The 17792-nt window shown below is 71.3% G+C and carries 16 protein-coding genes; 7 read left to right on the top strand and 9 right to left on the bottom strand.

From position 1 onward, the window contains the following. Window positions 1-60 precede the first annotated feature (60 nt). From ACZ6ZD_RS25810 to ACZ6ZD_RS25800, 3 genes are read left to right on the top strand one after another with little or no spacing between them, the layout of a single operon-like run. Entirely contained in the window at window positions 61-1557 is a 1497-nt protein-coding gene (locus ACZ6ZD_RS25810) for an alpha/beta hydrolase (RefSeq protein ID WP_465676404.1), read from the top strand. Beyond that, window positions 1554-2681 (top strand): sensor histidine kinase, encoded by a 1128-nt coding sequence (locus ACZ6ZD_RS25805; protein ID WP_465676402.1) that lies wholly within the window; start codon window positions 1554-1556, stop codon window positions 2679-2681. The genes ACZ6ZD_RS25810 and ACZ6ZD_RS25805 overlap by 4 nt, the downstream gene beginning before the upstream one ends. Next, window positions 2678-3328 carry a response regulator gene (locus ACZ6ZD_RS25800; RefSeq protein WP_465676401.1) on the top strand — a complete coding sequence of 217 codons (651 nt, stop codon included), beginning with the start codon at window positions 2678-2680 and terminating at the stop codon, window positions 3326-3328. Before ACZ6ZD_RS25805 ends, ACZ6ZD_RS25800 begins: the two co-directional genes overlap by 4 nt. On the opposite strand, the gene ACZ6ZD_RS25795 is transcribed toward ACZ6ZD_RS25800, so the two are convergent. Further along, on the bottom strand, window positions 3325-6084 hold the full coding sequence (locus ACZ6ZD_RS25795) for an AfsR/SARP family transcriptional regulator (RefSeq protein WP_465676399.1): 2760 nt from the start codon (window positions 6082-6084) through the stop codon (window positions 3325-3327). The two genes, ACZ6ZD_RS25800 and ACZ6ZD_RS25795, sit on opposite strands and share 4 nt — an antisense overlap. 143 nt (window positions 6085-6227) lie before the next feature. Between ACZ6ZD_RS25795 and ACZ6ZD_RS25790 the strand changes: the two genes are divergently transcribed. The 3 genes from ACZ6ZD_RS25790 to ACZ6ZD_RS25780 are packed head-to-tail and all read left to right on the top strand — an operon-like array spanning window position 6228 to window position 10764. Next, a complete protein-coding gene (locus ACZ6ZD_RS25790; protein ID WP_465676397.1) occupies window positions 6228-8207 on the top strand; it encodes a PEP/pyruvate-binding domain-containing protein in 1980 nt (659 codons plus the stop codon). Continuing rightward, on the top strand, window positions 8204-9418 hold the full coding sequence (locus ACZ6ZD_RS25785) for an MFS transporter (RefSeq protein WP_465676395.1): 1215 nt from the start codon (window positions 8204-8206) through the stop codon (window positions 9416-9418). The genes ACZ6ZD_RS25790 and ACZ6ZD_RS25785 overlap by 4 nt, the downstream gene beginning before the upstream one ends. Further along, complete coding sequence (locus ACZ6ZD_RS25780; protein ID WP_465676393.1) at window positions 9415-10764, top strand: ATP-grasp domain-containing protein; 1350 nt, start codon at window positions 9415-9417, stop codon at window positions 10762-10764. Before ACZ6ZD_RS25785 ends, ACZ6ZD_RS25780 begins: the two co-directional genes overlap by 4 nt. On the opposite strand, the gene ACZ6ZD_RS25775 is transcribed toward ACZ6ZD_RS25780, so the two are convergent. Beyond that, the gene (locus ACZ6ZD_RS25775; RefSeq protein WP_465676391.1) at window positions 10753-11310 is read right to left on the bottom strand and encodes an HAD family hydrolase; all 558 of its coding nucleotides are present in this window, start codon (window positions 11308-11310) and stop codon (window positions 10753-10755) included. The two genes, ACZ6ZD_RS25780 and ACZ6ZD_RS25775, sit on opposite strands and share 12 nt — an antisense overlap. A gap of 161 nt (window positions 11311-11471) precedes the next feature. Here ACZ6ZD_RS25775 and ACZ6ZD_RS25770 point away from each other — a divergent pair, with 161 nt between their 5' ends. Then, window positions 11472-11945 carry a DinB family protein gene (locus ACZ6ZD_RS25770; RefSeq protein ID WP_465676389.1) on the top strand — a complete coding sequence of 158 codons (474 nt, stop codon included), beginning with the start codon at window positions 11472-11474 and terminating at the stop codon, window positions 11943-11945. A 136-nt stretch (window positions 11946-12081) separates the two neighbouring features. On the opposite strand, the gene ACZ6ZD_RS25765 is transcribed toward ACZ6ZD_RS25770, so the two are convergent. Genes ACZ6ZD_RS25765 through ACZ6ZD_RS25735 form a run of 7 tightly spaced genes read right to left on the bottom strand, consistent with a single transcriptional unit; the run spans window position 12082 to window position 17788 of the window. Continuing rightward, window positions 12082-12306 carry a hypothetical protein gene (locus ACZ6ZD_RS25765; protein ID WP_465676388.1) on the bottom strand — a complete coding sequence of 75 codons (225 nt, stop codon included), beginning with the start codon at window positions 12304-12306 and terminating at the stop codon, window positions 12082-12084. A gap of 35 nt (window positions 12307-12341) precedes the next feature. Continuing rightward, window positions 12342-13124 (bottom strand): carbohydrate deacetylase, encoded by a 783-nt coding sequence (locus tag ACZ6ZD_RS25760; RefSeq protein ID WP_465676386.1) that lies wholly within the window; start codon window positions 13122-13124, stop codon window positions 12342-12344. Beyond that, window positions 13115-13930 (bottom strand): aldo/keto reductase, encoded by an 816-nt coding sequence (locus tag ACZ6ZD_RS25755; RefSeq protein ID WP_465676384.1) that lies wholly within the window; start codon window positions 13928-13930, stop codon window positions 13115-13117. The genes ACZ6ZD_RS25760 and ACZ6ZD_RS25755 overlap by 10 nt, the downstream gene beginning before the upstream one ends. A 37-nt stretch (window positions 13931-13967) precedes the next feature. Then, window positions 13968-14747, bottom strand: a complete 780-nt coding sequence (locus ACZ6ZD_RS25750; protein WP_465676382.1) for an enoyl-CoA hydratase — start codon at window positions 14745-14747, stop codon at window positions 13968-13970. After that, window positions 14740-15624, bottom strand: a complete 885-nt coding sequence (mmsB, locus tag ACZ6ZD_RS25745) for a 3-hydroxyisobutyrate dehydrogenase (protein WP_465676380.1) — start codon at window positions 15622-15624, stop codon at window positions 14740-14742. The genes ACZ6ZD_RS25750 and mmsB overlap by 8 nt, the downstream gene beginning before the upstream one ends. After that, window positions 15621-16652 (bottom strand): enoyl-CoA hydratase/isomerase family protein, encoded by a 1032-nt coding sequence (locus tag ACZ6ZD_RS25740; RefSeq protein WP_465676378.1) that lies wholly within the window; start codon window positions 16650-16652, stop codon window positions 15621-15623. The genes mmsB and ACZ6ZD_RS25740 overlap by 4 nt, the downstream gene beginning before the upstream one ends. Continuing rightward, the gene (locus ACZ6ZD_RS25735) at window positions 16649-17788 is read right to left on the bottom strand and encodes an acyl-CoA dehydrogenase family protein (RefSeq protein ID WP_465676376.1); all 1140 of its coding nucleotides are present in this window, start codon (window positions 17786-17788) and stop codon (window positions 16649-16651) included. Before ACZ6ZD_RS25735 ends, ACZ6ZD_RS25740 begins: the two co-directional genes overlap by 4 nt. Between the last annotated feature and the right edge of the window lie 4 nt (window positions 17789-17792).

Here is a 17792-nt window from a genome sequence, read left to right as displayed (position 1 = left end):
GGACGAGCCGATCGGAAGAGTGGGTGCCGACCACATCGACCTCGTCCGAAGGAAAGTCAGATGCGGAAAACCTTGTCCTTGGGGATCGCCCTCGCCACGTTGGCCACGGCAACGATTCCCGGTACATCGCAGGCCGAACCGCCGCCCCGCAAGGACAATCTCGACTGGGGTGCGTGCCCGGCGGACGCCGTCTCGCCGGGCGTGCCCGTCCCACCCGGACTGCAGTGCACGACACTCGACGTCCCCCTCGACTACCGTCAGCCCGGCGGGCGGACGATCGAGATCGCGATCTCCCGGCTGCCGAGCAAGAAACCCGAGCAGCGCCGCGGCATCCTGCTCACCAACCCCGGCGGGCCCAGCTCCGGGCTCGGCTACCCGGCGACCCTGGTGGCGGCCAAGCTGCCGCAGAACGTCCGGGACGCGTACGACGTGATCGGGTTCGATCCGCGCGGGATCGGGCACAGTACGCCGGTGAGCTGCGACCTGACCGCGGAACAACAGCGCTACGGCAACATTCCGCCGTACGCGCGCTCGGCCACCGACGTCACCAAGCGCGCCGGTGAGGTCAAGCAGATCGCCGCGCAGTGCGCGTCGTCCAAGACCGCGGACATCATGCGGCACATCTCGACCGCCAACACCGCGCGGGACATGGATCGGATCCGGGCCGCGCTGGGCGAGCCGAAGGCGTCGTACCTCGGCGCCTCGTGGGGCACCCATCTCGGCGCGCTGTTCGCCACGCTCTTCCCCGAACGCAGCGACCGCGTCGTCCTGGACAGCAACCTGGGCGCCGGCGGCTGGGACTACCCGAGCGAACGCCTGTGGGGCCAAGGCGTCGAGGACCGCTTCCCGGACTTCGCGGCGTACGCAGCCGCCAACCACCGCGAGTACGGTCTGGGCCGGACGCCGGCGCAGATCAAGGCGAAGTACTTCGAGCTCGCCGCGAAGCTGGACAAGAAGCCGGTCGACGAGCTCGACGGCACGATCTTCCGGCTGCTGCTGTTCGCCTACTCCTACGGGCCCACCCAGCTGGCGCCGCTGGCCCAGCTGTGGAAAGCGGTCGACACGGATCAGCCGCTGCCGCCGATCGAGGCGACCGACGCCGTCGCGAAGGCCGACGGCGCGGACAACCTGATCTCCGGTCGCTATGCCATGATCTGCAACGACTCCCGGTGGCCTACGAGTGTCAAGACCTATCAGCAGAAGGTGGCAGTGGACAGGATCCGGTACCCGTTGTTCGGCGCGGCCGCGGCCAACATCCAGCCGTGCGCGTTCTGGGCCGACCCGACCGAGCCCGCCGTCCGCATCACCGACCGCGGACCGTCGAATGTGCTGATGGTGCAGAACGAGCGCGACCCGGCCACCCCGCTGGCCGGCGCCAAGGCGCTGCGGAAGGCGTTCGGCGACCGGGCCGTCATGGTCACCGCCGATCAGGGCGGCCACGGCACCTACCTGTTCGGCCGCAACCAGTGCGCGAACTACCCGGTCACGACGTTCCTGCTGACCGGTGAGCGCCCGGCGCACGACTACGCCTGCTCGGCAGCGGCGGCGCCGCAGTGACCCGTGTCACCTATCGCGGCCTACTGATCCTCGAGATCGTGCTCCTCGCCGGTTTGTCCGGCGAGGAGCTGGTCCGGCGGATCATCCTGGACGCACCGCAGCCCGGCGAGGTGTTCTACTTCGCGTCGGGCTGCGTCATCGCGGTCCTCGCCCTGCTGCGCCGCCGCTACCCCGAGCGGCTCACCCAACTGGCGGCGGCCGCGGTCTCGGTCTCTCTGGCCTCCAGTGCGCTCGGCTTCCTGCTTCAGCTGGAGGCTCCGTTCGGCGGTGACACCGAGGCGCTCGCGCTGTTCCTGCTCGTCGGAGCCTGTTGCCATCGGCTCCTCCCCCGTTCCGCGGCCGCGCTCGCCGTCCTCGGCGGGCTGGCCGTGACGGCGGCGCCCAAGCTCCGGTACGGCGATCAGGAGCCCGCGCTCACGATCGCGATCATCTGGGCCCTGCTGTGGGGCTGCGCCGTCGCGGTCGGGCTGATCCTGCGGGACAGCGTCGCTCGCCGCGAGGCAGCGCTGGCAGCGGCCCGTAACCGCGAGCGGCTCGCCCTCGCCCGTGAGCTGCACGATCTGGTCGCCCACCACATCACCGGCGTCGTCGTCCGTGCGCAGGCGGCTCAGGTCGTCGGCAGTGACCAGGAGATGCTCGGCGAGATCGAGAAGGCCGGGGCCGAGGCGCTGGCCGCCGTCCGGAGTCTCGTCACCGTACTGCGCAGTCCGGACCAGGCGCCGCCGACCGCCGGCGGGCTTACCGAAGCGGTCGAGACTGTTGTCGACGGCAATGACTTGGTGACCGTGCGGATGGCGCCCGAGCTCGCCGGGCTCCCCATCGCAGCCGTCACGGTGTCGACCGTGCACCGCGTGCTGCTGGAGTCGCTGACCAATGTCCGGCGGCACGCCCCTGACGCCCGGCGCATCACGGTCGACCTCCAGGCGGACGGCGGATACCTGCGAGTCGTGATCCGCAACGACGGCGTACGCCCGGCACGCGGGCGGCGGATGGCCGGCGGCTACGGCCTGATCGGGATGCGGGAGCGGATCGACGCGTTGGGCGGCCGGCTGGTCGCAGGCGAGGACGGCGACCGCGGCTGGCGAGTGCTTGCCGAGCTGCCGCTACCGGAGGAGGGGTCGTGACACTGCGGGTGCTGCTGGCCGACGACCAGGCGCTGGTCCGGACGGGGTTCCGGCTGATCCTGGAGCGCGAGCCCGATATCGAGGTGGCCGGCGAGGCCGCGGACGGGCGCGCCGCGATCGACCTCGCCCGCCGGCTGCGGCCCGACGTGACGTTGATGGACATCCGGATGCCGCTCGTCGACGGCCTCGAGGCGACCCGGGCGCTGGCCGGGCCGGAGGTTCGCGATCCGCTGCGGGTGCTGGTCGTGACGACGTTCGACCTGGACGAGCTCGTGCACGAGGCGCTCCGGTCGGGCGCCTGCGGGTTCCTGCTCAAGGACGCCGGGCCGCGGCTGCTCGTCGAGGCCGTCCAGGCCGCGGCGAACGGCGAGTCGCTCGTGTCGCCGTCCATCACGACCCGGCTGCTCGCGCAGTTCGCGCAACCGGACGCTAAGGTCCGGCGCGCGCAGCCCGCGCTGACCGACCGGGAGCTCGAAGTGGTCCGGGCCGTCGCCCGCGGCCGGACGAACGCGGAGATCACCCAGGAGCTGATGATCTCGCTGTCGACCGTGAAATCGCACCTGACCTCGATCCAGCGCAAGATCGTCGCCCGGAACCGGACCGAGATCGCCGTCTGGGCCTGGGAGTCCGGCCTGGTCCGCCGCTAACTCAGCTTCGCGAGCAGTTCGTCCAGGTCGGCCACCCGCGGGTTGCCGGTCGACAGCAGGAGCTGGCGGGCCTCGCGCCAGGCCTCCGCGGCCGGCTCGCGGTCACCGGCGGCCAGGTGCGCGCGGCCGAGGACGGTCAGCGCGTTCGCGCGGCCTTGTTTACCGTCGAGGAACGCGAACAGCTCCAGCGCCTGCCGGCAGTAGTCGCGGGCCTGTTCGTGATCGCCGAGACACAGGTACGCCTCGGCGATATTGGACAGCGCCAGCGGCTCCATCGGCGCGTTGCGGTGGTTGCGGAAGTGCGCGACCGCCAGCTCGCCGTACCGGATCGCCTCGTGAAAGTTGCCCAGGGCACCTTGTGCCGCGCTGAGGTTGAGCGCGGTGGTGAAGATCGCGGAGTCCTCTTCGGGCGCCGCGGCCTCGGCCGCCAGCGCCTTCTCGTGCAACTCGACCGCCAGCCGGAAATCGCCTTGCCCGGCGGCGACCAGGCCGAGGTTGGTCAGGATGGTCGCCTGCCGGGAGCTGTCGCCGATCCGCAGCGCGATGTCCAGCGCGGCCTCGTAGCAGCGCCGCCCCTCGTCGAGCCGGGACGAGTCCAGATACATGAACCCTTCGACGTTGGTGGCGAACATCAGCGCCCGCTCGGAGCCCGTGCGCTCCGCGGCCCGGCGGCCGAGCACCGCCGCCGTCCGCCAGTCGTCGAGGTTCAGCCGGGTGGCGAAGTACGAGTTGAGCGCCCAGGCCAGCTGCCACGCGTGCTCGTAGAACTCCTGGTCGAAGGCGCGCTGCAGCAGGTCGATCAGCGCTGCACACTCGGCCTCACACCAGTCCAGCGCCTGGGGCGCGTCAGCGAACCGCAGCGGGACGACGTCCGCCGCGGGCGCGGTCACGACCGGGCTGGCCGTTCCGCGCGGGCGGATCGCCTGGTGCGCGCAGGCCGCGGTCGCGAGATACCAGTCCAGCAGGGCGAGCGTTGTCGCACGGACGTCGGCCGCGCTGCCCTCCTCGGCGGCCAGCTCCGCGGCATACAGGCGGAGCAGGTCGTGCAGTTTGAAGCGACCCGGCTGCGGTTCTTCGAGCAGGTGATGGGCGACCAGCCGATCGAGCGACCGGCGGACCGCGCGCGGCGTCCCGGCGGTCAGGACGGCGGCAGCCGGCAACCCGATCGTGCCGGACGGATGGAGGCCGAGCAGCCGGAACGTGCGGGCGTCCTCGGCCGAGAGCGTGTGGTACGACCAGGAGAACGCCGCGCGCAGATCGGCCGCGGGGTCGTCGGCGTCGCCGAGGTGATCGAGCCGTTGGTGTTCGTCCGACAGCTCGGCCGCGAGCGTCGCGAGATCGCCGGGGAACCGGGACGCGCGCTCCCCCGCGATCCGCAGCGCGAGCGGGATCCGGCCGCACAACTCGGCCAGCCGGGCGACGGCGTCCGGATCGTCCGCGGCCCGGCTGCGACCGACCGCGCCGGTGAGGACGCCGCCGGCCGCGTCGGGCGGCAGCGGTCGCAGGGTGATCCGGTGCGCGCCGTCGTGCACAGCCAGGCCGCGCAGCTGGTTCCGGCTTGTCACCAGCAGCAGGCAGTCGGCCGCGGGCAGCAGCGGCCGGATCTGCTCCGCGTTCCGGGCGTTGTCGAGCACGATCAGCAGCCGCTGACCGGCCAGCCTCGACCGCAGCATCGCCGACCGTTCGCCGGCGTCCGCCGGAATCTGCTTCGGCGGGACGCCGAGGGCCCGCAACACGAACTGCAAGGCGGTGGCCGAGTCGATCGGCTCACCCGAGGAGTACCCGCGCAGGTCGAGGAAGATCTGGCCGTCCTGGTAGTGCTCGCTGACCCGATGCGCGACGTGCAGCGCGAAAGTCGTCTTCCCGATGCCGGCCGAACCGTCGATCGCGATCACCAGCGGCGCCGCGGCCGAGCTGTGCGCCGCGACCAGCCCGGCCACCTGATCGAGCTCGGCCGCACGACCGGCGACGTCCACCGGATCCGGTGGCAGCTGCCGCGGCCGCACCGGCTCGCCACTCACGGGCTCCGGCTCGGCGTCCTCAGCGAGGACGAGCGCCTGCGCGGCCCGCAACTCCTGCCCGGGTTCGAGCCCGAGCTCCTCGATCAGCTGCGCCCGCGCCCGCTGATAGAGCGTGAGCGCCTCGGCTCGCCGTCCGCATTGGTGCAGGCCCCGCAGCAACAGCGCGGTCAGGGTCTCGCGGAGCGGGTACGCGGCCGCCAGCTCCGACAACTCGTCGATGGCGTCGGCGGCCGTCCCGCGCCGGATCTCCGCCTCGTACAGCGCCTCCGCGGCCGCGAGCCGCTCGCCCTGCAACCGGATCACCTCGGCCGCGACCAGCGCCGACTCGTCGAGCCCGGTGAACGCGTCGCCCCGCCACACCGCGAGCCCTGCCCGGAGCTGCCGGACGGCGTCGTCCAGCTCACCGCGGCCGAGCGCCGCGGCGCCGGCCCGGCGATGGTCCAGGAACCGGTCGGCGTCCAGCTCAGCGGGGCCGATGACGATCCGGTAGTTGCCGTCGTGATGCTCGATCCGCTCCGGCTCGCCGAGTGACTTGCGCAACCGGAACACCAGCACCTGCAGGCGTGCGGGGTTGCCGTCGGCGTCGCCCCACAGCAGATCGGTCAGCAGATCCGCGCGCTGCCACTGGTTCGGCCGGCACAACAGGACGGCCAGCAGCCGCGCCTGCGCCTTGGTCACCGCGCGGGCCGTCCCGCCCGCCCGCACCTCGAGGGGCCCGAGTACTCCGAACTCCATCGCCGCCCCCAGTCGTCGATTCGTAGGAAGCAGTCAACACGACCGGCGGACCATCCGCACCCGCTCGGGCGGCTGGTGATTGCGCTCACACAGCGTCACGAAAACTACCGTACGTCGCAGGTTCTCCCTTAGGCTGATCCCTCGTGCCTACCGCCCCTCTTGTCCTGGCCGCTGTGGTTCCCGCCTTGCCGGGTGACCGACTGACTCTGACCGACTTCGCCGGTCTCGCGACGACCGTCGCGGGCTACCCGTACGTCAAGCTGGTGCTCGATCTGGAGACCGCGACGGTCCACCTGATCGACGGCGCCGATCGCCTGCTGCACGTCCAGTACGTCGCCGAGCGGGTGCTCGGGATGACGCGCGCCGAGCTGGCCCGCAACCTGGACGCGTTCAACGACTCCGTCTACCGGGCCGCCGATCGGCGCTTCCTGCTCGGGACGCTGGCGCTGCACGACCGCTCGGAGTACGGCGGCCGGTTCCTCTCGCTCGAGACCGTCGAGGTCGACACGATGAGCGCGGACCTGCTGCACACCTTCTACCGCACGGTCCGCACGCTCGTCGACGACGGCGTCCCGGTGCTGCTGAAGCCGGCGAACCATTTCCAGGAAGGGTTCCCGGCCGCCGGCATCCCGCGGATCCTCGCGCACGAGCTGTACTCGACGGCGTCGTACGTACCGCTGAACCCCGGGACGACGACCGGCCGGTTGCGGCTGTTCGCGTCGGAGGCGGAGTACCGCGCGACGACCGATCCGGTGCGCTGGCACGACATCCTGGTGATGGAACGGATGCCCGATGACATCCCGCGGTTGTCCGGGCTGATCAACGCCCGGCACACCACTCCCCTGTCGCACACCAACGTCCTGGCCGCCGGCTGGGGTATCCCGAACGCGATCCAGCAGGACGCGCTCGCGACGTACGCCGGCTTGGACGGCACCTGGATCGAGCTGACCGTCGACCCGGCCGGGCTGAGCCTGGCCCCGATCGACCGGCCGGAGTCGGTGGACGACGGGCCGCCGTGGGCGGTCACGCAGGTCGACATCGGCAAGCCCGACCTGGCCGCGGCGCAGATCCTGCCGCTCGACCAGCTCCGCGCGACCGATGCGCACCGGTTCGGCACGAAGGCGGCCAATCTGGGCGAGCTGACCGCCGTCCTGCGCGACGGATCGCCGTACTGGCTGGGCTTCTACGAGGCCCCGCGCCCGCCGCGGCCGCATCTGCTCGAATACCTGGCCCGGCATCTGGATGTCGACGGCACGGACGTCGGCGAGCTGTCCCAGGCCGCGTTGCGGATGGTGCGCGAGCAGACCGTCGTCCCGCGTGGGGTCGCGCTGCCGTTCGCGTTGCAGCAGCAGTTCCTCGAATCGTCACCGGCGATCCAGCAGACGATCGGCAAACTGAAGATGGCGCTGGCCCTCGGCGGCGAGGTCGACGCGCTGTGCGCCGAGCTCGGCGGCCTGATCCGCGACACCCCGCTGCCCGCCGATCTGCGCACGCTCATCGAGGACGCCGTCCTACGGCACCTCACCGGCGCCGGTCGCGTCGTCGTCCGCTCCTCGTCGAACGCCGAGGACCTGATCGGCTTCTCGGCCGCCGGCATCTACGAGTCGGTCCCCGAGGCGGAGTCGATCGAGGACGTCATCAACGCCATCCAGCGGGTCTGGGCCTCGCTCGTCACCACGCGCGGCGTGCTGCTCCGCGACGAGGCCGGGATCGGCTTGTCGGACTGCTTCATGGGCGTCGTCGTCCAGCAGCAGCTGGACGGCGAGCTCGGCGGCGTCATGGTCACCACGAACCCGCTCGACCGCGGCGACTTCCGGTCCGTCCTGCTGAACCTGGCCCGGAACTCGGTGGACGACGTCGTGTCGGGTAACCGCGATCCGCTGCAGCACCTCTACAACACGATGGAGGGCGGCAGCCGCACGGTCGCGATGGGCGCCGAACCGTCCGACGTCGACGACCGGGCGAAGGCGACCCTGGGCCGGCTCGCCCTGGTCGGCCGGTTGCTGCAGGCCCACTTCGCCGGCGCCGACGGTTTCGTCGACTCGCCGGTGGACGTCGAGTGGCTCGTGGACGGCGACCGGATCGTGCTGCTGCAGTGCCGTCCGTACCAGCTCGCCGCGTGAGCGCGCGCAGTCCCGAAGCGGCGCGGGTGATTCGCCGCTACAACGCGTTCCAGCTCTTCGCCGGGTTGCTGTGGTGGCTGCCGGTCTTCTACGTCATCCAGCGCTCGGCCGGGCTGTCGGATCGCGAGATCTTCACCATCCAGAGCATCTTCTACCTGGCGTTCTGCCTGGTCGACATCCCGACCGGGATGATCGCCGACCGGTTCGACTACCGGCGGTGTCTGCAGGGCGGCGCGCTGATCCTCGTGGTCGCAAACGTCATCCCGGTCTGGCAGCCGACCTTCACCGGGTTCCTCGTACAGTTCCTGCTGATCGCGGTGGCACATTCGCTGTTCTCCGGCGCGGGCAGCGCCTACCTGTACGAGTACCTGCGGCGGACCGGGAACGAGGCGTCGTACCAGGGCGCCGAGGGCTCGGCCCGGGCCTGGACGCTGATCGGCCGGATCGCTTGTCTGCCCGCGGCCGGGTTCCTGGCCGCCTGGTGGGAGCCGTCACCGTATGTCTTGTCGGCGCTGACCTGCGGGATCGCGGCCGTGATCGCCTTCGGTTTCCCGGCGCTGCCGCCGTCGGAGTCGGACGGCGCGGTCGAACCGGTGTTGCCCGCGCTCATGGGCGCGCTGCGATCACTGGGCAAGTCGAATCGGCTGATGCTGCTGATGGCGCAGGGCATTGCGGTGTTCACATTGGTCCGGATCGGGCAGGCCAACCTGTTCCAGCCGATTTTGGAGTCCAAGGATCTGCCGCTGCACTGGTTCGGGGTGCTGATGGCCGCGACGACCGTGTTCGAGGTGGCCGGGGCCGCGCGGTCCGCCGTACTGGCGCGGTTCGGGCAGGTCCGCGTCGTGCTGGTGCTCACCGTGCTGATGGCGATCGCGCTGGCCTCCGTCGTCCCGCTGGGACTGGTCGGCACGATGGCTTGTCTCGCGGTCTTCTCGCTGGCCTCCGGGCTCGCGTTCCCGGTGCAGCGCAAACTCGTCAACCAGGCCATCACCGAACCGGCCCGCCGTGCGACGTTGCTGTCGATCGAGTCGCTGGCCGATCGCGCCGTCTGCGCGCTGGTCGTGTTCCTGCTGGGCGGTTTCCTCGCCCGCGGCGCGATGCCGGACTTCCTGATCCTGCTGGCCGCCGCCGTCACCGTGTCGATGGCCGCCCTCGCCGTACTCGTCAGCCGAAGCCGCGACCGCGCGGCCACCAAGGAGAGCGTCGCGTGAAGAAGATCCTGTACGTCTACGTGAAGGGCGGCGCCCCGCTCGAGACCGCGTTCCCGCGGCTCGCGGAGCACGGCGAGCTGCATGTCCTCGCGCTGTCGCCGCTACCCGCAGCCGGCAAAGAGATCTGGGAGCCGTGCTGTACGACGATCACCGTGCGCCCCGGCGGGCTGACGCCGGGCGAGCCGGTGGTCGAGGCGATCGTCGAGCACGCCCGCGCGATTGGCGCGGACGCGCTGTTCACGCTTTCGGAGTTCGCCGTACTGGCCGTGGCGAATGCCGCGGATCGGCTCGGCCTGGCCGGCGCCGGACCGGGGATCCGGGCGGCTCGGGACAAGCGGCTGATGCGGCAGGCGTGGCAGGCCGCGGGCGTGCCGATCCCCCGCTTCCGCCGGGTGGACTCCGCTGCCGACCTGCACGGCGCGCTGGCCGCGATGACGCCGCCGCTGCTGCTCAAGCCCGCGTGGGGCGCAGGTTCGGTGGCCCAGCTCGTGCTGACGTCGGCCGATCAAGTGGCCGGGGCGTGGGCGGAGATCGAGCAGGCGCTGGAGCGTGGCGGCCAGGTCGGAATGAACGAGCTCTACGAGCCGAACACCGACGGCGACCGCCTGGTCGAAGAGATCGCCGACGGCACCACCGAGGGCTGGTATCCCGACGGCGGTTACGGCGACTACCTGAGCGTCGAGGGCATCGTTGCCAAGGGCAAGTACCACCCACTGGCGATCACGGCCAAGCTGCCGACCGTGCCGCCGTACATCGAGGTCGCCAGCACCTCGCCGTGTGTGCTGCCCGAAGAGCTGCAGCGCCGGATCGAGGAGGTCTCCCGGCGGGCGGTCGACGCGCTCGGCCTGGACACTTGCGGCACCCACACCGAGCTCAAACTGCGCGCGGACGGCGAACTCGTGGTGATCGAGGTCGGTGCCCGCTTCGGCGGCCTGCTGACCACGCGCCAGGTCGAGATCGCCTTCGGCCTGGACCCGATCGGCATGCTGATCCGCGAACAGCTCGGCGAGCAGGTCGACTACCCGCCCGCGATGCTGATCGACGGGCAGCGCGCCGCGGCGTCGGTCGCCGTCGTCCCGGCCAACACCGCGGGTGAGCCGTGGCAGACGCGGCCGGTCTGGGATCCGGAGCAGGTCGACTGGTCGGCGCTGCTCTCGCCCGGCAGCACGGTCGAGCCGGTGCCCGTGTTCATGATGCCCACGGGCACCCGAGTGCCGGCCTTCGATCCGTCCGGTGGCTCGCGCAACTGGCTCGGCGTCTTCCTGCTCACCGCGGCGGACGCGCCGACGTTGCAGCGCGACTGCCGGGCGATCCTCGACGGGATGGAAGCCGCGCTACCGCAGTAGCACGCGCCAGATCGGTAGATAGGTGGGGCGATCCGGCTGTCCGATCAGATAGCCGGTCAGCCCGGCCTGGTCGGCGGCCGTGATCTCCGCGGGCGTCTCGCCCTCGTAGAACGACCGGCACGGCGCCGCTGCGTCGCGGCCGCGCTCGAACAGCGCGAGCGCGGGCTTGGACTCGGCCTTGGTCCGCGGCGTCAGGAACCGGTCGCCGAACCATTCCCAGGGGAACGGCCGCTCCTCGGCCCAGGTCGAGTCCACGAATGCCTTGGTCGCCGCGGCCCGCTCGGCGTCCGTCGTCCCCCACTCCGGCGGGACGTTCGTGATCACGCCGATCGGGACCCCGACGGCGCGCAGCTGGCGCAGATGCCGCAGAGCGCCGTCCATGTACGTCGTCTGCCCCGGAACCGTCGTGTTCACCAACGTGTTCCCGAGGTCGAACCAGACCACCGAGCAGTGCGGCCGCTGCCCGGCCGCCTCCGCGCGACCGGCCGGACCGAACAGAAGAGCGGCCGCGAGCAAACCCACGACCACCCGAGCGATGCGCCTCACAGTGCCTCCGAACGCCGGGACCACACGTCCCGCAACCTCCTGATCCCACCGCACATCCGCTCGCCCCGCCACTCGAACCCCGAGTTGCCGAACCGGCAACATCCGCACCGCTCCGCGCGGCCGGCGGCAAAACTGGCGTTCCACGACCTGAGGAGACGACCATGCCCCGACGCCGCCGCGACACCCCGCCGCCGCGCACCGCCGGCAGCGAAACCGAGACCCTGCGCGGCTTCCTCGACTATCTGCGCGAGTCCGTCGCCGCGAAGGTGGACGGCGCCCCGGAGGCGGCGGCCCGCGCGGCTGCCGTCCCGTCCGGGACGAATCTGCTCGGGCTGCTCAACCATCTGACCTACGTCGAGCGGGCGATTCTGCTGGGCGCCAAGGTGCGCAGCTGGCCCAAGACCTTCCACGCCGCGCCTGAGGACTCGGTGGACGTCGTGGTCGCGCGCTACCGGCAGACGGTCGCGGAGGCGAACACCATCCTGGACGGCTGCCCGGACCCCGGCGCGCCGCTGCCGTACCCGGGGGCGCCGACCGTGCGCTGGGCGCTGACGCACATGATCGAGGAGACCGGCCGCCACGCGGGGCACGCGGATATCCTCCGCGAGCTGATCGACGGCAGCACCGGCCGCTGAGCTGACGAGCCGGTCGGCGCGGCAGTTTCCGCCCCGCCGCACCGGCCGGCTCCGGCGATCTCGCCTGGTGAACGAGACCGACCCTCAAAGTCTACAAAAACAGTTGACTTATGGGTGTCTGTCCCAGCCTGTGGGATCAGAGCACGTGCAGTTTGGTGAAAGGCGCCATGACGCGGAGCAGCCGGCCGTTCCCGAAGTCCACGACGACCGCGTGAGTGCCTTCGACGGTGCTGATCCGGCCGATGCCTTCCTTGTCGTGCGAGACCCGGTCTCCGGCCTCGAACGTCTTGACCGGCGCTTCGACCCGCGGCTTGAACGGGCTGGTGGACAGGTGGCGGCGTGTAGAACGTGAAGGCTCCATTTGCTTCCAGTATGCGCCCGCTCACCCCGCATCACCTAGCCGAAGGCCTCCCCGACCGAGACCAGGGCGATCCCGCGGTCCTCGATCTCGCGCCGGATCCGCGGATCCGTCACCAGCGCCTGGTCCGACAAGCGGTACTCCTCGGCCCAGCGGTAGGTCTCCGTCCCCGGCGACGTGAGCGCACCCAGCTCAGGTTCCGCAACTGCACAGTGCGTGATCAGCAGATGCACTCCCGGCGTCAACGCGTCGAGGTACGCGAGCAGCCAGTCCCGCTTGCCCTCGGCGTCGCGGTCACTCAGCGTCGCGATCGACCCGAACCGCCGCGACTCGGCCGGCCCGAACACGAACGGCTTCCCGGCCGCCCGCGCGACCTCCTCGTACACCGCGGGCGTCGCCGACTGCCCCATGTGGACGTCGAGGTAGTCGAAGGTCAGCCCTTCGGCCGCGAATCGGGCCACCTGCGCGGTCAGTTCGGCCAGCGCGTCGTCGGCCGAGATCGCGGCCGCCGCTTCGGCGACCGTCCGGTAGAACGTGCCATCGGCGTCCACCAGCGAAGCCCCGCCGGTCAGCGGCCGCCAGCGCAAGTGGTCCCACTCGCACGTCAGCGTCTGATGGACGCCGAGCGGGATGCCGGTCGCGCGGGCCAGCGCCGCCGCCTCGGTGAACCACGGACAGGCGGCCATCGTCGACGTCTGAGTCAGGATCCCCTCGCGGAACGCCTGGATCGTGCCCACGTTCACCGCGTGGCACATGCCGAAGTCGTCACCCTGCACGATCAGTCGGACGCCGGTCTGCGTGGGGTCGGGTGTTACCACCACTTGCCGTTCGGGTGCATCGCTTCCGCGCTCCCGCCGGAGGTGTCCAGGGCGTCGAGGGCCTCGAGGGCGGCGCCGTCCAGCTCGAAGTCGAGCGCGAAGTTCTCGGCGATCCGCGCCGGGTTCGCGGACTTCGGGATCACCGAGACGCCGCGGTCGTAGGCCCACCGGATCAGCACCTGCGCCGGTGTCCGGCCCACCTCGGCCGCGATCCGCCCGACCACCGGGTCGCTCAGGTGGTCGCCGGTGCCGAGTGGGCTGTAGGCCTGCAGGACGACACCGGCGGTCTCGCAGAACTCGAGCAGGCCCCGGCGGTAGACGAACGGGCTGAAGTACACCTGGTTCAGCACCGCCGGGATCTCGGCGACCTTGGCCAGCTCGGCCATCTCGTCCGCGCTGAAGTTGGAGACGCCGAGGCTGCGCGTCAGCCCGGCCTTGGCCGCCTGCTCCATCTCTGGCCAGGCCCAGGTCGGGCCGCCCTCCGGCCAGTGCACGAGATACAGATCGAGGTAGTCGACGCCGAGCCGCTCGACGCTCTCCTGCGCCGCGGTGAACGGCTGGCGCCCGTCCGGCCGGAACTTCGTCGTCAGGAAGATCTCCTCGCGCGGGATCCCGCTCGCCCGGATCGCCCGCCCGACGCTGACCTCGTTCCCGTAGTCCTGCGCGGTGTCGATCAGCCGGTACCCGGCCTCGAGCGCCGCCGCCACCGCCCGCTCGCAGTCCGGCCCGTCCGGCGTCTGCCAGACGCCCAGCCCGACCCGCGGGATCTCCCGGCCGTCCAGCAGATCCAGATTTCCCAACGCGGTCATCCGACTCCTCCTCCGTGTCCTGCTCACACCCTACGGGTCACGCGTGGCGGAACTCGGCGGGCCGCTTCGCCGCGAACGCGGCCATCCCCTCCTTCTGGTCGTGGGTGGCGAAGGTGGAGTGGAAGACGCGCCGCTCGAACAGCAGCCCCTCGGCCAGACCGGTCTCGAAGGCCCGGTTGACCGCCTCCTTGACCATCATCGTCGCGGGCGCGGACATGGTCGCGATCTTCGCCGCCACCGCCACCGCCTCCTCGACCAGGACGTCGGGCTCGACCACTCGCGACACCAGACCCGACCGCTCGGCCTCGACCGCGTCGATCATCCGGCCGGTCAGGCACAGGTCCATCGCCTTCGCCTTACCGATCGCGCGGGTCAGCCGCTGCGAGCCGCCCATCCCCGGGATCACGCCGAGCGTGATCTCCGGCTGCCCGAACTTCGCCGTCCCGGCCGCGATCAGGACGTCGCACATCATCGCCAGCTCACACCCGCCGCCGAGCGCGTACCCGGCCACGGCCGCGACCAGCGGTTTGCGCACACGCGTCAGCGCGTCCCACCCGGCGAACCAGTCCGCGGCGTACACGTCGCTGAAGCTCTGCGTCGACATCTCCTTGATATCGGCGCCGGCCGCGAAGGCCTTGGCCGAGCCGGTGATCACGATCGCGCCGACCTCGGCGTCCCGATCGAGGGTCGCGGCGGCTTCGGTCAGCTCCTGCATGGTCTGCAGGTTCAGCGCGTTCAGCGCCTTCGGCCGGTCGAGCGTGATCAGCGCGACCCGGTCAGCCGGTCGCGTGACAGTGATCGTCTCGTAGTCAGTCATTGCGGTCCCCTCGGAGACTGGTCACGATCGCGGAGAAGTCCCGCCCTGGTCCGTCGTCCTGGACGAACACGCCGTACAACTCGGCGGCCTTGCGGCCCAGCGCAGCCGGTACGCCGGCGGCTTCGGCCGCGGACTGCGCCAGCCGCAGGTCCTTGAGCATCAACCCGCTGGCGAATCCACCGGCGTAGTCGCGGTTGGCCGGACTGGTCGGCACCGGCCCCGGGACCGGGCAGTTCGTCGTCAGCGCCCAGCACTGCCCGGACGCCGTCGACGCGACGTCGAACAGCGCCTGATCGGACAGCCCCAGGCTCTGGCCGAGCGCGAACGCCTCGCTGACCGCGATCATCGAGATGCCCAGAATCATGTTGTTACAGATCTTCGCGGCCTGCCCGGCCCCGGAATCGCCACACGGCACCAGCCGCGCGCCCATCGCCTGCAGGATCGGCTCGGCCCGCTGCACCGCCGGCTCGGGACCGCCGATCATGAACGTCAGCGTGGCCGCCTCGGCGCCGACGACCCCGCCGGAGACCGGCGCGTCGACCGCTTCGTGTCCCGCCTTGGCCGCAAGCGCCGCGGCCTCCCGGGCATCGGCGACGTCGATGGTCGAGCAGTCCAGGAACAAGGTGCCCTGGGCAACCGCCGGGACGACCTCGCGGTAACAGTCCAGCACGTGTGCACCGCTGGGGAGCATGGTGATCACGACGTCCGCGCCGGCGACCGCCGCGAGAACCGACTCCGCGACGACGATTCCGTTGCTAACGGCAACCTCACGGGCCGCGTCCACCGGGTCGTAGCCGACCACGTGCGCACCGGTCCGGACCAGGTTCGCGGCCATCGGGCCGCCCATGTTGCCGAGCCCGAGGAAGGCGATCGTCATCGGGTCACCCCACTCAGGTCGGACGCCGGATCGCCCGCGAAGTAGGCGGCGACGGTGGCGTCGTCCACCTCGGCCAGGCTCGGCGGCGACCAGCGCGGCGAGCGGTCTTTGTCGATGATCTGGGCCCGGACGCCTTCGACCAGATCCGGGGCGGACAGCGCGTGCCGCGCGATCCGAAACTCCTGGACCAGCGCCGACTCCAGATCAGGCAGCCGCGCGGCGGACCGCAGAGCTCGCAACGTGACCTTGAGCGCGGTCGGCGACTTGGTCTCGATCTCCTTGGCCGCGGCGATGGCCGCCGGGCCGCCGTCGCGCAGCCGCTCCAGGATCTCCTCGACCGTGTCGGCCGCGTAGCACTCGTCGATCCAGGTCTGCCCGGCCAGCGCACTGGCCGGCGCCGGTTCGTCGACGACCGCGAGCGCGGCGTGCGGCGTCCGCGAACTCAAGGCGTCGAACAGGTCCGGGAGCCGATCGGCCGGGACGTAGTGATCCGCGAGCCCGCAATGGATCGCATCCGCACCCGACAGCTGCGCGGTCGTCAGCGCGACATGGACGCCGACGTACCCCGGCGTCCGGGACAGCAGGTAGGTGCCACCGACGTCGGGGACGAAGCCGATCCCTACCTCCGGCATCGCGATCCGGGACCGCTCGGTGACGATCCGCAGACTGCCGTGCGCGGAGACGCCGACGCCGCCGCCCATCACGAGTCCGTCCATGATCGCCAGGTACGGCTTGGGGTAGCGCGCGATCATCGCGTTCAGCCGGTACTCGTCGGCCCAGAAGTCCAGGGACGCCGTACCGCCGGCCTTCGCGTCCTCGTAGATGGACCGGATGTCGCCGCCCGCGCAGAGCCCGCGCTCCCCCGCGCCGTCGATCGCGACCGCGCGGACGGCCGGGTCGTCGCGCCACGCGGCGAGCCGCTCGGTGATCGCCTGGACCATGCCGTGGGTCAGCGCGTTCAGCGCCCGCGGCCGGTTCAGGGTGATCCGCCCGATCCCGCTGTGGACTACGAACAGCACGTCGCTCATGATGCCTCCCGCAACATCTCGCGGGCGATGATCACCCGCATGATCTCGTTACTGCCTTCAAGAATCTGGTGGACCCGCAGATCGCGGACGATCTTCTCCAGCCCGTACTCGGCCAGGTAGCCGTAGCCGCCGTGCAGCTGCAGCGCCTGGTTCGCGACGTCGAATCCGACGTCGGTGCAGAACCGTTTCGCCATCGCGGACAGCTGCGTCGCCCCGGCGTCCCGCTGGTCGAGCGCGTCCGCCGCTCGCCACAGCAAGGTGCGCCCGGCCTCCAGGTCGGTGCGCATGTCGGCCAGCCGGAACCGCAGCGCCTGCGCCTGGGACAACCGGGCCCCGAACGCCGCGCGCTCGCTGAGGTACCGGATCGCCTTGCCCAGGGCAACTTCCGCGCCGCCGAGCGAGCAGGCGGCGATGTTCAGCCGACCGCCGTCCAGCGCGGACATGGCGACCTTGAACCCCTCGCCCTCAGCGCCGAGCAGCGCCGTGGCCGGAACCCGGGCGCCGTCGAACGTGACCTGCCGGGTGGGCTGCGCATTCCAGCCCATCTTGACCTCGTTCGGCCCGAACTCGAGCCCAGGGGTGTCGCGCTCGGCCACGAACGCCGAGATCCCGCGCGCCCCCGCTCCCCCGGTCCGCGCGAGGACGACGTACACCTCGGCCGTCCCGGCGCCGGAGATGAACTGCTTGACGCCGTCCAGCACGTACTCGTCGCCGTCGCGGCGGGCCCGGGTCGTCAGCGCGGCGGCGTCCGATCCGGCGTCCGGCTCGGTCAGGCAATAGCTGCCCAGGGCATCCATCGCCGCCATCCGCGGCAGATAACGGTTGCGCTGGGCAACGGTGCCGAACCGGTCGATCATCGAGGCCACCATATTGTGGATCGAGATGTACGCCGCGATCGACGGGCACCCGGTGGCCAGCGCCTCGAACACCAGGACGCCGTCCAGCCGGCCGAGGCCGGAACCGCCGACGTCGTCCGGCAGGTAGAGCCCGCCCATGCCCAGCTCCGCGGCCTTGCGGAGGACGTCGACGGGAAAGTGTTTGGCCCGATCCCATTCCACCGCGTGCGGCGCGAGATACTCGGCGGCGAAACCCGCCGCCGTCTCCCGGACCGCCCGCTGCTCCTCGGTCAGTCGCATCGCC

This window comes from Kribbella sp. NPDC104218 (assembly GCF_055584105.1).
Note: the sequence above shows the minus strand (reverse complement) of the source record. Positions and strands in the feature narration are given on the sequence as shown.

What these genes read in the sequence shown, in the direction of transcription:
- ACZ6ZD_RS25810 (WP_465676404.1), top strand. Translation starts at nt 61, where the DNA reads ATGCGGAAAACCTTGTCCTTGGGGATCGCCCTCGCCACGTTGGCCACG.
- ACZ6ZD_RS25795 (WP_465676399.1), bottom strand. Translation starts at nt 6,084, where the DNA reads ATGGAGTTCGGAGTACTCGGGCCCCTCGAGGTGCGGGCGGGCGGGACG.
- ACZ6ZD_RS25770 (WP_465676389.1), top strand. Translation starts at nt 11,472, where the DNA reads ATGCCCCGACGCCGCCGCGACACCCCGCCGCCGCGCACCGCCGGCAGC.
- ACZ6ZD_RS25765 (WP_465676388.1), bottom strand. Translation starts at nt 12,306, where the DNA reads ATGGAGCCTTCACGTTCTACACGCCGCCACCTGTCCACCAGCCCGTTC.
- ACZ6ZD_RS25755 (WP_465676384.1), bottom strand. Translation starts at nt 13,930, where the DNA reads ATGACCGCGTTGGGAAATCTGGATCTGCTGGACGGCCGGGAGATCCCG.
- ACZ6ZD_RS25750 (WP_465676382.1), bottom strand. Translation starts at nt 14,747, where the DNA reads ATGACTGACTACGAGACGATCACTGTCACGCGACCGGCTGACCGGGTC.
- mmsB (WP_465676380.1), bottom strand. Translation starts at nt 15,624, where the DNA reads ATGACGATCGCCTTCCTCGGGCTCGGCAACATGGGCGGCCCGATGGCC.
- ACZ6ZD_RS25740 (WP_465676378.1), bottom strand. Translation starts at nt 16,652, where the DNA reads ATGAGCGACGTGCTGTTCGTAGTCCACAGCGGGATCGGGCGGATCACC.
- ACZ6ZD_RS25735 (WP_465676376.1), bottom strand. Translation starts at nt 17,788, where the DNA reads ATGCGACTGACCGAGGAGCAGCGGGCGGTCCGGGAGACGGCGGCGGGT.